Consider the following 17,506-nt stretch of genomic DNA (forward strand, 5'->3'; position numbering starts at 1 on the left):
AAATCAATCAGTTACCTCATAAAAAGCGAGAAAGCGCACCAGATCAATGCACATTCAGGCCTGCGCACCATCTTTTTGCACGCATTTGACGCACAAAACAACTGAAGAGCGTCACCAAACAGTGCCATTGGCTGTCTAAAAAAACGTCAACAGCTCTCTTGCGCACCAAATAAATACGAAAAATGGGAAAATAGCCCAAAAGAAACAGAAAAAGGCGCCGTGGAGGCGCCTCTGGTAACTGATCCGGTTTGTCTTTAACTAGTAAAGATAGTTGAACATCTTGCGGCGATATTCACTGGCCAGCGGGTCGCCCTTGGGCAGGCATTCGAACACTTCCAGCAACGCGGATCGGGCTACCCCATCCTTGTAGTCACGGTGGTCACGCAACAATACCAGCAATGACTCCAGCCCCTCCTTGAACTGGCCAGCGGCGGCAGCCTGCAGGCCATGGGCATAGAGGTCTTCTGCAGTGGGACTGGCGGCAATCCTGGCCTCCAGATCCTTAAGGCTCTGCCCTGCCCCTTCCAGTTTTTCCAGCAACGCAAAGCGGGCACGGAACGGACGCAGCGGCTCCGCATCTTCAGTGACTTCCGCCAGCACCGACTGGGCTTCATCCAGCTGCCCCTGCCCCAGCAGGTACTCCACCAGCAGGGCGCGAATGGCATGTTTGTCCGGTGTCTGTTGCAGAGTCTGGCGCAGCGCCGCTTCCGCCTGTTCGCCATGGCCGGCGTCAATGGCCATGCGCACCTGCTCGATAAAGCCCTCTTCCTGCTGGGCCTGGGCGGCTTCCGGATCCACGACCGGCGCGAGCCACTGGCGCAGGCTCTCTTCCGTCTGCGGGCCATCCAGCTCGTTGACCAACTGCCCCTGGAACACCAGCTTGAGACTGGGCAATGCCTGCAGACCAAATTGGCTGGCCAGCATCTGTTGCTCATCGGCATTGACCGTAGCCAGAATCACTTTGCCCTGGTACTCAGTGACCAACTTCTCCAGTACCGGCGCCATCTGCAAGGAAGGCTGGCTGCGGCTGGACCAGAAGCTCACCAGTACCGGAATCTGCCGGGACTGCTCAAGCACCTGCTGAATATTCTGTTCGGTCACTTCCACGATGAAACTGTTCTGCTGCACGGACGCACTCCTGCCACGTTATCTATGCGCGACATTGTAAGGCATGACGTGAACAAAATCCGACGTTGCCTGTCGCATTCGATGTCTGCCCTTGCAGGCAAGTGGATGTGCATCCGCAAAGCAAGTGAGAGTAGACTGACACCGTGTCATTGCCTCAGCGCGGGATCGGTACGATACGGTTTCACGCTGCCTGCATGGGCACTGAGTACGCTGGATTGTATTCACTCAGGCAAAGGAGACCACCATGCTTAGCCTTCTGGCTATTGTTGTGTTGATTGCCACCCTCATGACCCTGTTCTATCAACAGGTCAGTCGTGGCATCGGTAGTGTTGTTTTCGTCGTTATCTGGTTATTGAGCGCCTTTCTCGCCCCCTGGCTGGTGAATCCACTGGCGTTACTGGTGCTGGCCGCAGGCGTGACCCTTCTCAATCATGTGGATCTGCGTCAGCGCTTTGTGACCAAACCAGTCTATGGTGCCCTGGCCAAGGTGATGCCGGCCATCGGTGATACCGAACGTGAAGCCATCGAAGCCGGTACCACCTGGTTTGAAGCCGACCTGTTTTCCGGACGTCCGGACTGGGAAAAGTTTTCTCATATCCAGTTCACCACCCTTACCAATGAAGAACAGGCCTTCCTGGACAATGAGGTGCAGGAACTGTGTGACATGCTGGACGAGTGGAAGATCTTCCACGAACTCAAGGATCTGCCACCGGAAGTCTGGGACTTCCTCAAGCACAAGGGGTTCTTCAGTCTGATCATCCCGAAGGAATTCGGCGGCAAGGCGTTCAGCCCCTATGCCCAGAGCCGCATCATGAGCAAGATTGCCACCCGCTCGCTGACCGCGGCGGTCACTGCCATGGTGCCGAACTCACTCGGCCCCGGTGAACTGCTGGCCGAATACGGTACCGAAGAACAAAAGCAGCAATGGCTACCCGGCTTGGCCAAGGGGGACGAAATCCCCTGCTTTGGTCTCACCGGGCCGGAGGCCGGCTCCGATGCAGGCGCCATTCCGGACACAGGTGTCATCTGCAAGGGCAAGATCGATGGCAAGGAAGTGCTGGGCATGCGCCTGAACTTCGCCAAACGCTGGATTACTCTCGCCCCCGTGGCTACCGTAGTGGGTCTGGCCTTCAAGCTTTATGACCCCGAACACCTGCTCGGTGAAGAAGAAGAACTGGGCATTACCTGTGCCCTGATTCCCGCCAGCACCAAGGGGGTGGAGATTGGCCGTCGTCACTACCCGGGCTCCCCATTCATGAATGGTCCCATCAACGGCAAGGATGTGTTCGTGCCGCTGGACGCCATCATTGGTGGCCCGGACATGGCCGGTAAGGGCTGGCGCATGCTGATTGAATGTCTTGGTGCCGGGCGTGGTGTCTCCCTCCCCGCCCTGGCCACGGCCAGCGGAGAAATGGGTTATCGCATGACCGGCGCCTTCGGACGCATCCGTCGCCAGTTCAATACGGCTGTGGGTGAATTTGAAGGCGTGCAGGAAGCCTCCGCGGAAGTGGCGTCCATTGCCTACACGCTGGAAGCTTACCGGCATCTGGTGACCCGCTCACTGGAAGATGGCGCACCGTCCGTGGTGACCGCCATGGCCAAGTATCATTCCACAGAAATGATGCGCGAGCTGATCAACCACGGCATGGACATCGCCGGTGGCCGCGGCATCCAGTTGGGTCCGCGCAACTTCCTGGCGCTGCCCTACCAGTCCACCCCCATTGCCATCACCGTGGAAGGGGCCAACATCCTCACCCGCTCGCTGATGATCTTTGGTCAGGGCGCCATGCGCTGTCATCCCTACCTGTATGACGAATTGCAGGCCATCCAGGCCGATGACAAGGAAAAGGGATTGCAGGACTTTGATGCCCTGTTCTTCAAGCACGCCGGACATACACTCGGCAATATCAGCAGCGCCGTTCTTCAGGCCCTGACCGGTCCTTACCTCTCCGATGCGCCAGCCAATGCCGACGCCTTCAGCGCGCCGTGGTATCGACTGGTTAATCGCTACAGCGCGGTGCTGGCCAGCACCGCGGATATGGCACTGGCTCTGCTGGGCGGTGATCTGAAACGCAGAGAGCTGCTGTCAGCCCGACTGGGGGATGTTCACAGTCAGCTGCTGATTGCCTGTGCCATTCTGAAATATCACGGCACCCTGCCCCGCGATGAAGCCAACGACGCCCATGCCCGCTATGCACTGCGTCGGGCCTTCAGCCGGGCTCATGATTCGCTGGAAGACTTTTATCGCAACTTTGGCTTTTACGGTCTGGGCCACCTGCTGAAAGGCCTGTTCTTCCCATTGGGTCGTCCGTGCAAGGCGCAGGCTCCCAGCGATGATCAGATCCGCCAGCTGGGGGAAATGATCATGGCTCCCAGTTCTGTTCGTGATGCGTTGGCGGAACCCGCCTACATTTCCCGGGACCCGGAAGATGCCATCGGCCGTGTGGAAGCCACTTACAACAAGCTGCTGGAAGTGGAACCGGCCTGGATCGCCTTCCTCAAGGCCGAAGGCAAAGGCCAGCTGGAGGGCAAGACTGTGATCGACAAACTCAAGGACGCCGCCGCCAAGGGCATCATCAGTGAATCCCAGGTGGATGCCGTCAACGAGTACGACGCCATGCGTTACGACTGCCTGCTTACCGATGCCTTCGACAAGAACCTGAAGAAGGTGAAGGTACATGCGGAGAGACCGGTGATGTAGTGCCTCTATTATCAACGCAACCTAGCAGTAGGAGCGTCGCTCGCGGCGCGATAACCCAAGCCGGGATCAAAAGCATTTTCACCACAGAGGGCACAGAGATCACTGATGAAATAGGGTTGAATCTCTGTGTGCTGTGTGCACTCTATGGTGAACATTGCCTTTAAAGGTTCTGGTTATCGCGCCGCAAGCGACGCTCCTACGCCAAGGTTTGTTCAAAATACAACCAGGTCACACTTCGACGACTTTTGATCTGTTCGTTTTTTATACAAACGCTGCTTTTTCCGGCAGTTGAATCATCGTCATCCACCCGACACGCAGATTTAACATTCTTATCACCCATTTGGCGCTTTCGCGCGCCGGCCCTTTGGTCTAGTCTTTGCGAAATTCGCCCCCTCCGGGTTTTACCCGCGCATCCAGCGCCTCGCCCAGCTACACAGGTCAGGAATGACAGCAGTCGTAGAAGAAAAATCGGTACTCGAATTCAAGGGCCGCATGTTGATGATGACGGTCCTGCAGCTCAATACCCTGGATGCCCATCAACTGCACCAGGAAATCAGCCAACGACTGGACGACGCGGCTGAATGGCTGCAACAGGCTCCCGTGGTGATCGACATCCCCGACAATGTGGAGCTCGACACCGCCAACCTGCTGCCCGCCGTGGACACCCTGCGCAATCTGGGTGTAAACCTTGTCGCGCTGGCACGTAACGAACGTATTGATGAAGCCACCGCCTCACTGGTGGGGCTTGGGACGCTGAGCCTGAGTGGCGGCCGCGATATCCCCCGCCGTGCCGAAGCGCCGCGCCAGGAAGGCACTAGCGAACCCGACGCCAGCGCTGCTGAGCGGGTGGAGACTCTGGTGGTGGAGCAGCCGGTACGATCTGGCCAGCAAGTCTACAGCCGGGGAGACATGATCGTACTGGCGCCGGTGAGCACCGGCGCGGAAATCATGGCGGAAGGCAATATCCATGTTTACAGCAACCTGCGCGGCCGGGCCATGGCCGGCGTAAGGGGCGATACTACGGCCCGTATTTTCTGTCAGCAGCTCAATGCCGAGCTGGTGTCGATCGCCGGGCACTATCGGGTGGCCGAAGACCTGCCCGATGCACACCGAAACCAGCCTGTGCACCTGTCCCTGCAGGGCGAGGCGATGCATTTTACCGCGCTGAAATAGCGCTCAGGGACTGTGAAGGTAAGGAGAAGAGCGTGACAAAGATCGTGGTCGTGACATCCGGCAAGGGTGGCGTCGGCAAAACCACCACCAGTGCAGCACTGGCTACCGGGCTTGCCCTGCGCGGTTTTAAGACTGCCGTTATCGATTTCGATGTGGGCCTGCGTAACCTGGACCTGATCATGGGCTGCGAACGCCGTGTGGTCTACGACCTGGTCAACGTGATCAATGGCGATGCCAACATCAAGCAGGCGCTGATCAAGGACAAGAAGGTGGACAACCTGTTCATCCTCCCGGCCTCGCAGACCCGCGACAAGGACGCCCTCACCCAGGAAGGCGTGGAAGGCGTATTCAACGCCCTGCGTGATGACATGCAGATGGACTACATTATTTGCGACAGCCCGGCGGGTATTGAAAAAGGTGCCCTGATGGCCGCCTATTTCGCCGACGAGGCCGTGGTGGTGACCAACCCGGAAGTGTCCAGTGTCCGCGACTCCGATCGTATGATCGGTATCCTGGCCAGCAAGACCCGCCACGCCGAACAAGGCAACGGTGATATCCCCGCCCGCCTGCTGCTGACCCGTTACTCTCCGGAGCGGGTAGAAAAAGGCGAGATGCTGTCGGTGGAAGATGTGCAGGAAATTCTCGCCATCGAACTGCTGGGCGTGGTCCCCGAATCCCAGGCCGTATTGAACGCCAGTAATGCTGGCAGCCCGGTGATTCTGGATACTGATTCCGATGCCGGTCAGGCCTATAGCGATGCAGTGGCCCGCTTCCTGGGCGACCAGTTGCCACACCGCTTTACCACTGTTAACAAGAAAGGTCTGCTGGGCCGACTGTTTGGGGGCTAAGGATGAGCATCTTCAGTTATCTGCTTCCCAAGAAGCAGACAAGTGCGTCGGTGGCCAAGGAACGACTGCAAATTATTGTAGCGCGTGAACGCTCCACCCGTGGCGGACCGGACTATCTTCCTCAGCTTCAGGAAGAGCTGTTGCAGGTTGTACGCAAATATGTGCCTGTCGATCAGGATGCGGTCAACATTCAGCTGGATCGCGACTCCGGTTGTGAAATCCTCGAGCTGAACATCACCCTTCCGGAAGGCACACCCTGAATGGGATGGCTAACGCCGAGAGATGAAAAGCGAACCTCATGGTTCGCTTTTTTTATGCATAAAGAACCCCGTTCATACTGCTGGTTCGACCATGCGGGAGAAGCTTACAAACTGATACCAGCAAATCCTTCCCATTCTTTTGCGCGGTTCTCAGGACAGGATTATCCTCAATCCAAGACACAATGATGCAGTCCCTGTAACCCTCAGACGAATTGCCTAACCGCGAACCGTCACATAATAACAACAGGTTTTCTGGCACCCTTTGCGAATATCCAGCGCAACCAGAAAACCCGAGGAGATGTCTTGGCAAAGGGAAAGGCGATGACACGGTTCTGGCTGGCAGTCCTGTTTATCGGGATGGCATTGCCTGTACACGCCTTGTCAATACACGCCCTCAGAGCTGGCCACCTTGAAGTCCATGACCCTGTTAAGACTGTCGAACTGGGACGCTACATGCAGAGCTGGTGCGATGGCACGGGCCGCTCCACGCTTAATGATGCACGCCATCAGAAATACCAACCACTGGAACGGAGTCGCATCAACTTTGGCTACCGCAAGGATGCCTGCTGGTTTCGCGTGAGTCTCGAGAATACCGGCATGGATGAACTGCCACTTTGGGTGCAGGTCGACTACGCCGTTCTCGACAATGTGGACTTTTTCCTCACCGACGGCACTACCACCCAGTCATGGCGTATGGGTGACACTCGCCCCTTCACCAGCCGACCGGTACGCCTGCGCACCTTCACCGTACCCTTTACCCTGCCCGCCAACGAGCCTCGTACTTTGTACCTGAGGGTCTACAGCATCAGCAGCGCCATGACCGTTCCATTGAGCCTCAGTGGTCGAGACAACTTCATTGAACAACAAAGTGCTCACGAATGGTTGATGGGCGGTTTCTATGGGATCGCGATCGGATTGTTCTTCTACCACCTCGTGTTATGGCTGGGAGGTAGAGAGAAAAGCAGCCGCTTCTACACAGTTCATGTTGCCTGCTCCACCCTCTATATCGCCTGCCTTCAGGGTGTGGCTCACCGATTATGGTTCGCTGACACGATCCTTCCGCAAGCTGCCAATCACCTTTTTGGTTACCTGACACTGTTATCAGGGCTGCTGTTTGCCCGCGACTTTCTCAACACAGCTCAATGGCGTTGGCTGGATCGCTTGTTGCTTACCGCTGTGGCAATCCAGGCAATGATCATCGCAATCCTGCTGATAGCGCCAACCGGTACCGTTGCACCACTGCAAGGGGTCGTTGCTTTGCTCACCCTTGCCCTGCTGCTATTTATCGGGCTCTACAGTCTTTATCGCGGGCACCCTGAAGCACGCATCTTTGTTTTTGCCTGGAGCATGTTCCTGCTCACCGTCGCCCTTCTGTCCCTGGGCGCCTACGGCGTGATTACCCTCCCCGGCATCCTCAATATCATTGGGGTTCAGCTTGGACTGGTACTGCAACAGGTGTTGCTGTCGTTCGGCCTCGCCTATCGGTTGCGAAGCCTGAAAAAGGAAACCCTGCAGCGACAGAAAGAAATCATCCGCGCGCAGGCAGAGAACGATGCCAAAAGCGACTTCCTGGCCAAGATGAGCCATGAAATTCGTACCCCCATGAACGCCGTCCTCGGACTGGCTGAGTTGATGAGAAGTACGCGACTGGATGCCACCCAGCGTAATTACATGGATACCATCTACAGTGCTGGCAACAGCTTGCTCAACGTCATCAATGACATCCTTGATTTCTCCAAGATCAGTTCTGGAAAGCTGGAGCTGGAAGTCAGCACGTTCAACCTGCATAAACTGCTGGAAGACTGCCTGATGATCTTCCACGCCAATGCTGAACAGAAAGGCATTCGCCTGGTCAGTGACTGGAACGCAAGCTTGCCTGCATGGGTTAAAGGCGATCCAACACGATTACGCCAGATACTGCTGAACCTGCTTTCCAATGCGGTGAAGTTTACCGAGCAAGGCACGGTAACACTGCGTGCAGAAGCCGGTCGAACCCGTAACCCCGAAGTCATCCTGCTGCATTGTCAGGTCACAGATCAGGGCATTGGCATGAACGACCGGGAAGTCAGCATGTTGTTCACCTCCTTTCAGCAAGCAGACAGTTCCACTTCACGTAAATACGGCGGGACAGGACTCGGACTGGCGATCTCCCGCCAGTTGGCAGAGCTCATGGAAGGACGGCTGGAAGCTCACAGCGAACCAGGCAAAGGGTCTACCTTTACCCTGAGCCTCCCCCTCAAACGCAGCGTCATGGATGCGACCCAACACCCGCCAGTGACAGGGCAGAAACTGGCAAACCTGCAAGTCCTGGTCGTCGAGGACAACGCCGTCAACCAGATGGTTATTGGTGCCCTGCTGAAGCAACTATCAGTCAGCGCCACCCTCACCAGTAGCGGGGCAGAAGCCCTGGAAAAGCTTCAAGCCCAGTCAGTCAGCCCGGACATTATCCTGATGGATTGTGAAATGCCTGACATGGACGGTTATCAGACCACAGCCTTGATACGCCAACTGGAAAACAGGGAAAACCATCCGCGGATTCCCATCCTGGCACTCACGGCCCATGCCTCCACCGAACACCGGGAACGCTGCTTTGCCAGTGGCATGGACGACCATATCGCCAAACCGGTTACCCTCGACCAGCTGCGTCAGAAGCTGCAGCAGTGGTCATCGGTTTAACTGATCCGGAAGCACCTGCCACTCGGGATCCTCGTACTCCCCGATAACCTTCACAGAAACCACCCTGGCGTGCTTCGCCAGGATCGCTTTGACCCTCTCACTACGGCAGTCATCCTTGGCATCACGATGCGCCTTGCTTTCCCAGTGGGCAATCGCCAGCACCGTATCCGGGGCACCAATTTTTCGATGCAGAAAGGTACCCTGTGCGCCTTCTGACTGCTGGATAATCTGGCTGGCTTCCACCCAGCCTGCAGCATATTCCTGCACCGAAAAACCGGGTGTCACGGTAACCTCAAAAATATATTTCATCCCATCTCTCCCTGCCGGTAAAAACGTGCAAGCAGCTGATACAACGCTGGCCAGTCATGCTTCAATTGTTGCGGCGCTTCGAAGAAGGCTTCACTGCAAACGGCAAAGAATTCCCCCGGGCCGGTTAGCGCATAGGCATCTACCGGCATATGACGGTGCTGGTGATAGTCCTGCTCCAATTCCTTGAAGGCTTTGCTGAAAATGTCATGCCATTGCTGCGGACTCATTCCCTCATGCAGTGGCGGCGCACCATTGGCCCCCTGATGACGCATATCCAGCTTGTGGGACATCTCGTGAATCACCACATTACTGGCATCGCCTGACTTGCACACGTCCTCCCAGGAAAGAATGACAGGCCCTTGCTGCCAGGCTTCACCGGAAAGCACCGGGCCACGCGCATGGACCACACCATCCGCAGTTCGATGCGGACGATTGGGAATGAAGGCACTCTCATAGAGAATTACCGTATACCAACCGTTGTACCAGTCCAGGCCCAGCTTGAGGATGGGCACACAGGCCATGGTGGCTACCTTCAGACACATGGCATCCGTAATGGCAAAATTACCCCCAGGCGCCATACTCTTGCGGGCCAGAAATCGAAAAGTCAGTGCCATCAGGGCCTCACGCTCCTGACCCTGGTAGCGCGTCATCACCGGCCAGTCCGCTACGGCGGCTTCCCACTGGGCGCGGGTATAGCCCATTTTCTTGACCCGTCTGGCATCACGCCAGTTTCGCCATGCAGTCAGCATGGGGCTCTCCCTGATGGTTGACGCTCATTACAGGATTACAGGCACGCTTGCCTGCCAGCATCCTCATAACAATCTGGCCTGATTGGCCATGGTTATGGCGCTGACAGAATCCTGGTTTTACTGTCGGCCATGCTACCATCCGCCACCCGCATTCATGGAAGCCCGCAACGTGCCCCTCAGCCAAGCCAACAAAGCCGATGCCCTGCTGCTGCTGGTCACCCTGCTGGCTGCCATCAGCTGGATGTTCTCCCGGGAAGCCGTGCTGGCCATGCCACCACTCCTTTTCATGTCCCTGCGTTTTCTGCTGGCATCGCTGCTGTTGAGTCTGGTGGCGTTCCCTCAGCTGGCTCGCCTGGATAGAGCGCAACTGTGGCGTTGCGCCCGCGTCGGGCTGGTGTTCGGTATAGCCATGTGTTTCTGGGTATTGGGTCTGGCATTTGCCACCCACGTAGGGGAAGGGGCCTTTCTGACGAGCCTTGGCGTGGTACTGGTGCCGGTGATGGGAAGGGTGTTTTTCAAAGAGTCGGTTCCCGCCAGTACCTGGCTGGCGCTGCCGGTGGCGGTCATTGGCCTGGCCCTGCTCTCACTGGAACGCGGTCTGCATCTGGAAGCAGGCCAGTTACTGTTCATTACCGCCGCCGCCATTTTCGCACTTTATTTCAATCTCAATACCCGTGCCGCCAACACGGTGGCCATTCGCCGGGCCAACGGAGAGACGGTAGAGCAGCAACGCATTCCCGCACTGGCCCTGACCACCGTAGTACTGGCAGTGGTCGGGCTGGTAACGGGTTCCCTGTCGCTGATCTTCGAGCCCTGGAAAGACGCCCTTGCTGGCATGACTGGCACCCTGGCCATGTGGATTGTACTCAGTGCCACCGTGGGCACGGCCATGCGCTTTCTGGTGCAGACCTACGCCCAGAGCCTGTCGTTACAAAGTCACGGAGTAGTGATTATGGTGCTGGAACCCATGTGGACCGCGCTGATGGCCGCCTTCTGGTTTGCTGAGAGTATGTCTCTGCTACAGGGCCTGGGTTGCTCTCTGATCTTCCTTTCCCTGCTGGTCAATCGCTGGCGTGCGGTCCGCAAACTGGTCCGTCTCGGATAACGGCAGTAGGCGACGGATAAGCCGATATCACCAGCTCTTCAGGCCAGCTACCGATATTGGTGCCAGTCTGATCACAATCGCTCCCCCACCCAGGTACCAATATTCCATCAAGTGTACAAATTGGGGCAATTTGTGTGATCCAATTCCTGTTATGCTGAATTGGCAAGTGCACCATCCATGCATCAAAACCAACAACAATAAATGTGAGTCATGGACGCAAACAGACAGCCCATCAAGGCCCTGCTCACGGCTGTGCTACTCGCTACAGCCGCATTCAGCCACGGGTCTACATGCCAGGAAGGCAGCCAGCCGGCACTCACACTCGCCTCTCTGGAAAATGCCGACCGTACCCTGGTCAGCCTGCTTGATGAACCCGCCGCCGAACAGCAGGCGCCCACCCTGGTGGAGTACAACACGGCTACCGGGAGCATCAACAAGCCCATCCTTGGCAACTATGCGCGGCTTCGCCTGGCAGCTCTGGCACTACGCGATGGCGATACCACCTTTGCCCGTGAACAGCTCTCCCGCATCGAGCAGAACAGCCCCGCAGCCGTAGATGCCGCCCTGCTACTGGCCGAAAGTTATCGCCAGGATGGCGACCGGGAACGGGCCAGAGCCTGGTTCCTGCGCATCGCCGCGCGCTTTCCCGGGAATCCCCGCGCAGTCTCCGGGCTGGTACTGGCAGGAGACGACTGGCGCAGACAGGGTGCAGTGGAGCAGGCGCTTCCGGTCTACAAGCTGGCCCTGAACAAGGCCGCAGAGAACATGAAAGCGCTGGAGGAACTGGAAAATCAGCCAGACCGTTTGTACCGTGCCCTGACCAACAGCGTGGCAGGCAACAGCACCACGGTGATGGACCAGGTTGTGCTCGCGTTGGTTCGCGACAGTGAAAGCCAGGTACTGAATGCAACCCGCCAGCTGATCTCCGCCAGACACCAGCAGCGGTGCCTTGAAAGCCGTGAAAGCACCCTCGATAGTGCCATTGAGCATGCATCGGCTCGGGATCTCTCCAATGGAGCCTTCCGCAAGGCGGCGGAGCTGGAGAGAAAGGCCACCGAGCAGGAAATCACCGATCTGGAAAGGGTTCTCGCCAACGCGCCGAAGATGATCGAGTTGCAGCAGCGGCTGGATGACGCTCGCGATCGCCTTGCCCGACTTGAGCAGCGCCTCGATTCTCTGGGTTCTACTGCACTGCCGCCGGAACTGGTGCAACAGAAACAGCAAATGGAAGCCGACAAGGCAAAACTGGGGCAGGCCATAGCGGCAGCCAGAGAGCAGGTCCGAGCAGCGCTGAAAGAGGAAGTGCCAGAACTTAAAAGGTACTACCGCAACCTGGCCGGGGAGGCGCAACTGGGCATTGCCCAGTTGCTGCAAAACAGTGGAAATCGTTCGCCATCATCCCTTGTGGGATACAAGTAGGGCATCCACTTTCTCGATGTATTTCTGCTTGGCAGCATCCGCATCCAGCCCCTTCAGCTTGGCCCAGGCGTCGTACTTGGCGCGCTTGACCACATCCAGCATGCCCGGGCGCTTGCCGCTGACATCCCCTTCACTACCCTGCTTGAAGTGGGCATAGAGAAACAGCAGATCATCGTTAGAAGGCTTGCGGTCCAGGGTCTGAACGTCCTTCTGGGCTTGTTCAAAGCGAGCGATATCAGTCATGTTTATTCCTGTTATGGGTTCAAAAATCGACCAGGCAGCTCCCTGCCCTGCTGCAGGAAATAGTGCTCGGAGTAAGGCCCATAATCAACTCACAGAAACGGTCTCTGTACATTTGGCACACATGACGGAAAGTATCAGCGTGACAGATTCTTGAACGGCCCGGACAACAGTGCCGGATGACGCGGAACAATATCAGCCAGCATCACGACCATCCTGTTCAGGTCCGCTTCCATATCCCCTGTGGGTATCAGACTTCCCACTACCCGTACCTGGCGACGCTGATAGCAGAATCCCAGCACCACAATGGGAATGCTCTGGGCTTCGGCAATACGGTAGAAGCCTGTCTTCCATCGCTGCGCAGCCTTTCTGGTACCTTCCGGCGCGATTCCCAGCCAGCAAGGCGCTTTCTGCATGGCGTGGGCGGTCTGCTCTACCAGGTCACTGGCATCATCACGGTTCACAGGGATACCACCAAGCCAGTACATCAGTTTGCCCATGCGTCCCTCAAAAAGGGTGTGCTTGGCCATAAAGCGCACATTCACACGCAACGCCTGAATCGCACTGACCCCCACCAGGCCGTCCAGGTTGGAGGTATGTGGCGCCACAGCCAGAACGGCACGGGGAACATCGGGCAATTCACCCACGATGCGCCAGCCCATCAGTTTCAGTATCAACCGCCCAAGCGCGGCTAACAGCCAGTGGCCGCGTCGCGGCACCAATGGCCCCGGGGTAGATGGAGTGATCGCAGGTAAGGCCGGCTTCATGCAAACACCGTAAAGGTTTGCCGGCTCAGCGCCATCGGCTTGCCTTGCGCATCCCAGATGCAGGCACGGCTCTGGCCATAACCTTCACTGCACTGGTCAGTCTCAACCTGATAGCGCCACAGGGTATCTGCAGGACGGGTTGCCGGGTCATCCAGTAGATCCATGGTCCAGGTCAACGAACTGGCCGGTGCCGGTGTACGCAACATCGACAACACGGATGGTGGCCAGGTATCCACCAGAGCGATCAACGCAGCTGTGGTCATAGTCTGTGGAGGTTCGCAAAACCCCATATAGCCACAAAAACTGGCGTCATCACTACCACTGTATGGCGGCTGTCCCTGGCCGTAGCGCATATCAAAGTGATTGAGAAAGTCGGGGGTTACGCCCTTGATATTGGGGAACCTCAGACTCTCTTCAGGCGTCTTCATCTTAGGCAATGTGGGCGCCGCCACACATACAGACGAGTCCCTGGCGGCACCAAGACTGACCAGCATGGCAGCCACGACCTGATCTTCCTGACGGGCAGTGACCATAGCCTGCATCACCGATTTCCCTTCACGGAACACTTCAGAGGACAACACCACCGGCCCGGCGACCGCAGGGGCCACGAACGACAGTGAAAAGCTGCGTAACGGACGTCCACAAGCCACACTCTTTTCCAGGTGATCAAACAAGACGGCACCGACAAGGCCACCAAACAGAGCCCGTCCCTGCCCCCAGCCCTCCGGCAAAATGCCATGCCCCTTGCCATCAATGGAGGCCAATACTTCATCAAACGTCATAACTCGGTCCCACAATCTGCGTGAACGCAGTAAACCATCCCCCGCCAGCGGCTTGAAGGCACAATCAGGACAAATCCGTGGCAATCTGTGCCGCCTTGCGGCGGTGGCGATTTTGCCATGCGAAACAGGCCGCTTAACGGTAGCATAGGCGCCTATTTTTCCGTTTCACCAGTTGGAGAACTCAATGTCCTGGTTGAAATCCCGTCGCTTGCAGTACCTTTTGGCTGTTACCGCCCTGTTTTTCGGGTTAATGGTCATACTGCGCGCGCTGTTTTATTTCGGCTTTTCTGAAGTCCCGACGACTCCCGGCATCGACCAGAGCGCAGTTATCGATGCGCTCGGCGTCGGCCTGCGCTTTGATCTGCGCCTTGCACTCTTGATGATGCTGCCACTGGCAGCGCTGGCCTACCTGCCTTTTTTCAATCTGATCAATAGCGCACTGATGCGTTTTCTTGCGCATGCCTACCTGATTGTTTCCCTGACACTCATGGGGCTTACCTATATTTTCGATTTCGGACACTACGCCTATCTCGGTGAGCGCCTGAATGTAACCGCCCTGCGCTTTTTGCAGGACACCCGCGACTCTACCTTGATGGTATGGCAAAGCTACCCGGTAATCTGGATCGTAATTGGCCTGACGGTCAGTGTAGCCAGCAGCTACTGGCTTGCCCGTGTCGCTGAGCGCAAGCTGCTGCAACGCGCACCTGCCGGTATTTCCGGGCTTCAGGCAAGCGCAGGGTTTCTGGTCTGCTTTGCCCTGTTCTTCTTCGCCATCATGGGCCGCGTCGCCAACATCAACATCCTCAATCCCATTCCCCTACGCTGGAGTGAAGCTTTCGTTTCCGGCGACCGCGCCATCGGCGCACTGGGGCTCAATCCAGTGCTTTATTTCCGTGACTCCCTGCTGATCCCTGTGTCGCCCTATGACAAGGAGCAGGTCGCCGAATACTACCCTCTCATGGCAAACCATCTTGCCATACCAGAAGACTTGCAACAGGACCTGAACTTCGAGCGCATGGTGCATGTGCAGAGGCATAAGCTCGACTATGAACGGCCACCCAATGTGATCTTCGTGATGCTGGAATCCCTCGGCGCCAGCCGGGTAAGCAGCTATGGCCTTCCCTTCGAAAGCACCCCGCATCTGGACCGATTGGGTCGAGAAGGCTGGTTATTCAAGAATTTCTATGTACCAGTTACCGGTACCGCCAAAACCATCTGGGCCACCTTCACCGGGATCCCTGATGTGGCCCCCACGGAAAGTGCCAGCCGTAATCCACTGACCAGTCATCAGCGCATGCTGGTGAATGAATTCAAGGGTTACCGGAAGTTCTATTTCATTGGCGGCAACGCAGGCTGGGCTAACCTGGACGGACTGGTACAGCAAAGTATTGATGGTCTCGAATTGCATGAGGAAGGCGACTGGCAGTCCCGAAATGTGGACGTCTGGGGTATTTCCGATCTCGACCTGTTCCGAGAGAGCAATGACAAGCTGAATGCCCTGCCAGATGATCAGCCCTTCTTTGCCTTTATCCAGACCGCAGGCAACCATCGGCCGTTCACCATTCCCGAAAACAATGGTGACTTCCAGGCCCGTACCGATTTGAGCGACGAAGAACTGGCCGGCCACGGCTTCCGCAGTGCCGCCCAGTTCAATGCCGTCCGCCTGCTGGATTACAACGTGGGCGAATTCATGAAAATGGCAGAGCAAAGTGCTTATTACGACAACACAATTTTCGTGTTCTTCGGTGACCACAATAACCGTATTACCACCCTGCCCCATATGCCCCCCGCCATGGAGCAACTCGGCCTGGAGAGTAATCACGTCCCCCACATCATCTATGCCCCTCGCTACCTGAAACCACGGGTCATTGAAGAAGCGGTAGGTCTTGTGGATGTGATGCCTACGGTGGCTGGCCTGGTTGGTCTCAACTACCGCAACACCACACTGGGCCGGGATTTCCAGATTCCAGCCCCTGAAGGCGACAGAGCCAATTTTGTCGTCCTGCTGGAAGGCCCCCACCCGGTCTATGGCATGGTCACCAGGGACTTCTTCGTGCGCATGAACGATGACGGCAGCAACGCTACCCTGCACGACATGCATAGTGATACGCCCAAGCAGGACGTGTCAGCGGAGCATCCAGAAGTTTTCAAGAAACTTTTCGATCTGGCTCGTGGCGAGTATGAAACGGCACGCTACATGATGTATGACAACGTGGACGACAATCCGTAACCATTAACCATTCCGGACAAAACATACCCTGCCTTGTGGCATGGGGCGGATGCAGCAACCATAAACGGAAATACCCTTGGGTATTTCCGTTTTTTTTGCCTGGCTCAAGACACCGCTTAAGCTGATTCGATCGCTGGGAGAGGAGATCCGTAATCCGGAGTTACCATAACGGCGGCATCGTCATGCGAGCATGAACTCCTACTGGTACAGGCATGAGCTTGAGAATAAGGGAGGCTGTGATCAGTACACCTGCGCCAGCTTATCCCCGCCGTAGGAGCCAGCCTGCTGGCGATCCTTGGTCTTTCGCAGGATCGGTGAGCACTGGCGCATCAGGAAGGCGCATGCCGTGTTTTCGCAGGTGCTTATGCTTGGATGGTGATGGCCTGGGATAGCTGAAACGCCCTTGCCACCTTGCCGCTGTGGGAGCGTGCCTGCACGCGAAGGTTTTTGGGTTTTGGGTTTTGGGCGTGTTGCGTGATGCGTGATGCGTCTGGCGTGTCATGACCTACTTAGGTAGCGAGCGAGCTCGCTATCCCTTCGGGACGCCTGCGGCGCCTCACCCTGGCACCTTCGGTACATCGGGTGTCACATGGCGACTTCGTCGCGAGGTAGGGAGAGGAGTTCCTCGTGTTCCTAAACCAAACAAAAAACCCCCGTCACTTTCGTGGCGGGGGTCTTTTGTTTGGTTTAAGAGCCTGACGATGACCTACTCTCACATGGGGAAGCCCCACACTACCATCGGCGATGTGTCGTTTCACTTCTGAGTTCGGCATGGGATCAGGTGGTTCCAACACTCTATTGTCGTCAGGCAAACTGGTTTGGTTTTCCTGAACTCTCTCAGGAGGACCAAATAAGTTGCCTTACCGGTCGACTACTTGACTGACCGGCAAAGCCAAATTGGGAATAAGAAGTTTGCTATTCATTGTTAGCAAGCTGACTTCTGACACACTGTCTTTACGCTGTCCTGACTCGATGGAGTCACGGGACTGCTTTGGTGTTATATAGTCAAGCCTCACGGGCAATTAGTACTGGTTAGCTTCACGCCTTACAACGCTTCCACACCCAGCCTATCAACGTTGTGGTCTTCAACGGCCCTTCAGGGGAATCAAGTTCCCAGGG

Annotated in this window: 14 protein-coding genes and 2 rRNA genes; 8 read left to right on the plus strand and 8 right to left on the minus strand. The window is 56.7% G+C overall.

Annotated features, from left to right (window positions below; all coding sequences use genetic code 11):
- Window positions 1-258: 258 nt before the first annotated feature.
- Entirely contained in the window at window positions 259-1,128 is an 870-nt protein-coding gene (locus MWU49_RS17830) for a tetratricopeptide repeat protein (RefSeq protein ID WP_246968001.1), read from the minus strand.
- A gap of 244 nt (window positions 1,129-1,372) precedes the next feature.
- Between MWU49_RS17830 and MWU49_RS03215 the strand changes: the two genes are divergently transcribed.
- The 5 genes from MWU49_RS03215 to MWU49_RS03235 all read left to right on the plus strand — a co-directional run bounded on the left by MWU49_RS03215 (window position 1,373) and on the right by MWU49_RS03235 (window position 8,786).
- Window positions 1,373-3,829, plus strand: coding sequence for an acyl-CoA dehydrogenase (locus MWU49_RS03215; protein WP_246968004.1), 2,457 nt, complete (start codon window positions 1,373-1,375; stop codon window positions 3,827-3,829).
- A gap of 444 nt (window positions 3,830-4,273) precedes the next feature.
- Window positions 4,274-5,002: a septum site-determining protein MinC gene (gene minC / locus MWU49_RS03220; protein ID WP_246968007.1), complete on the plus strand. Its 729-nt coding sequence runs from the start codon at window positions 4,274-4,276 to the stop codon at window positions 5,000-5,002.
- A gap of 32 nt (window positions 5,003-5,034) precedes the next feature.
- Window positions 5,035-5,850 carry a septum site-determining protein MinD gene (minD, locus tag MWU49_RS03225; RefSeq protein WP_246968010.1) on the plus strand — a complete coding sequence of 272 codons (816 nt, stop codon included), beginning with the start codon at window positions 5,035-5,037 and terminating at the stop codon, window positions 5,848-5,850.
- 2 nt (window positions 5,851-5,852) lie between these two features.
- A complete protein-coding gene (gene minE, locus MWU49_RS03230) occupies window positions 5,853-6,110 on the plus strand; it encodes a cell division topological specificity factor MinE (protein ID WP_246968013.1) in 258 nt (85 codons plus the stop codon).
- Window positions 6,111-6,431: 321 nt separating this feature from the next.
- On the plus strand, window positions 6,432-8,786 hold the full coding sequence (locus MWU49_RS03235; protein ID WP_246968016.1) for a hybrid sensor histidine kinase/response regulator: 2,355 nt from the start codon (window positions 6,432-6,434) through the stop codon (window positions 8,784-8,786).
- Here MWU49_RS03235 and MWU49_RS03240 read toward each other — a convergent pair.
- Together MWU49_RS03240 and MWU49_RS03245 are read right to left on the minus strand one after the other, a co-directional pair.
- Window positions 8,775-9,095, minus strand: coding sequence for an antibiotic biosynthesis monooxygenase (locus MWU49_RS03240; protein WP_246968019.1), 321 nt, complete (start codon window positions 9,093-9,095; stop codon window positions 8,775-8,777). The genes MWU49_RS03235 and MWU49_RS03240 overlap by 12 nt on opposite strands.
- A complete protein-coding gene (locus MWU49_RS03245; RefSeq protein ID WP_246968022.1) occupies window positions 9,092-9,844 on the minus strand; it encodes a M90 family metallopeptidase in 753 nt (250 codons plus the stop codon). The genes MWU49_RS03240 and MWU49_RS03245 overlap by 4 nt, the downstream gene beginning before the upstream one ends.
- Before the next feature lie 169 nt (window positions 9,845-10,013).
- On the opposite strand from MWU49_RS03245, the gene MWU49_RS03250 reads away from it, so the two are divergent.
- A complete protein-coding gene (locus MWU49_RS03250) occupies window positions 10,014-10,949 on the plus strand; it encodes a DMT family transporter (RefSeq protein ID WP_246968025.1) in 936 nt (311 codons plus the stop codon).
- A 210-nt stretch (window positions 10,950-11,159) separates the two neighbouring features.
- On the plus strand, window positions 11,160-12,368 hold the full coding sequence (locus tag MWU49_RS03255; protein WP_246968028.1) for a tetratricopeptide repeat protein: 1,209 nt from the start codon (window positions 11,160-11,162) through the stop codon (window positions 12,366-12,368).
- Here the strand turns inward: MWU49_RS03255 and MWU49_RS03260 are convergent.
- The 3 genes from MWU49_RS03260 to MWU49_RS03270 form a co-directional block, all read right to left on the minus strand.
- Entirely contained in the window at window positions 12,345-12,611 is a 267-nt protein-coding gene (locus MWU49_RS03260; protein ID WP_246968031.1) for an acyl-CoA-binding protein, read from the minus strand. The genes MWU49_RS03255 and MWU49_RS03260 overlap by 24 nt on opposite strands.
- Window positions 12,612-12,745: 134 nt before the next feature.
- The gene (locus MWU49_RS03265) at window positions 12,746-13,375 is read right to left on the minus strand and encodes a 1-acyl-sn-glycerol-3-phosphate acyltransferase (protein ID WP_246968034.1); all 630 of its coding nucleotides are present in this window, start codon (window positions 13,373-13,375) and stop codon (window positions 12,746-12,748) included.
- Window positions 13,372-14,157 (minus strand): thioesterase family protein, encoded by a 786-nt coding sequence (locus tag MWU49_RS03270; RefSeq protein ID WP_246968037.1) that lies wholly within the window; start codon window positions 14,155-14,157, stop codon window positions 13,372-13,374. Before MWU49_RS03270 ends, MWU49_RS03265 begins: the two co-directional genes overlap by 4 nt.
- A gap of 184 nt (window positions 14,158-14,341) precedes the next feature.
- On the opposite strand from MWU49_RS03270, the gene MWU49_RS03275 reads away from it, so the two are divergent.
- Window positions 14,342-16,387, plus strand: coding sequence for an LTA synthase family protein (locus MWU49_RS03275; protein ID WP_246968040.1), 2,046 nt, complete (start codon window positions 14,342-14,344; stop codon window positions 16,385-16,387).
- A 693-nt stretch (window positions 16,388-17,080) separates the two neighbouring features.
- On the opposite strand, the gene rrf is transcribed toward MWU49_RS03275, so the two are convergent.
- Window positions 17,081-17,196, minus strand: a 5S ribosomal RNA gene (gene rrf, locus MWU49_RS03280).
- Between the two features lie 192 nt (window positions 17,197-17,388).
- Window positions 17,389-17,506, minus strand: a 23S ribosomal RNA gene (locus tag MWU49_RS03285); the annotation flags it as partial.

This window comes from Alcanivorax sp. S6407 (assembly GCF_023016115.1).
Lineage (GTDB): Bacteria > Pseudomonadota > Gammaproteobacteria > Pseudomonadales > Alcanivoracaceae > Alcanivorax.

Excerpts from the sequence above, each read along its gene's own strand:
- minE (WP_246968013.1), top strand. The coding sequence starts at position 5,853 with ATGAGCATCTTCAGTTATCTGCTTCCCAAGAAGCAGACAAGTGCGTCG.
- MWU49_RS03270 (WP_246968037.1), bottom strand. The coding sequence starts at position 14,157 with ATGACGTTTGATGAAGTATTGGCCTCCATTGATGGCAAGGGGCATGGC.
- MWU49_RS03235 (WP_246968016.1), top strand. The coding sequence starts at position 6,432 with ATGACACGGTTCTGGCTGGCAGTCCTGTTTATCGGGATGGCATTGCCT.
- MWU49_RS03240 (WP_246968019.1), bottom strand. The coding sequence starts at position 9,095 with ATGAAATATATTTTTGAGGTTACCGTGACACCCGGTTTTTCGGTGCAG.
- MWU49_RS03275 (WP_246968040.1), top strand. The coding sequence starts at position 14,342 with ATGTCCTGGTTGAAATCCCGTCGCTTGCAGTACCTTTTGGCTGTTACC.
- MWU49_RS03260 (WP_246968031.1), bottom strand. The coding sequence starts at position 12,611 with ATGACTGATATCGCTCGCTTTGAACAAGCCCAGAAGGACGTTCAGACC.
- minC (WP_246968007.1), top strand. The coding sequence starts at position 4,274 with ATGACAGCAGTCGTAGAAGAAAAATCGGTACTCGAATTCAAGGGCCGC.
- MWU49_RS03255 (WP_246968028.1), top strand. The coding sequence starts at position 11,160 with ATGGACGCAAACAGACAGCCCATCAAGGCCCTGCTCACGGCTGTGCTA.
- MWU49_RS03215 (WP_246968004.1), top strand. The coding sequence starts at position 1,373 with ATGCTTAGCCTTCTGGCTATTGTTGTGTTGATTGCCACCCTCATGACC.
- MWU49_RS03245 (WP_246968022.1), bottom strand. The coding sequence starts at position 9,844 with ATGCTGACTGCATGGCGAAACTGGCGTGATGCCAGACGGGTCAAGAAA.
- MWU49_RS03265 (WP_246968034.1), bottom strand. The coding sequence starts at position 13,375 with ATGAAGCCGGCCTTACCTGCGATCACTCCATCTACCCCGGGGCCATTG.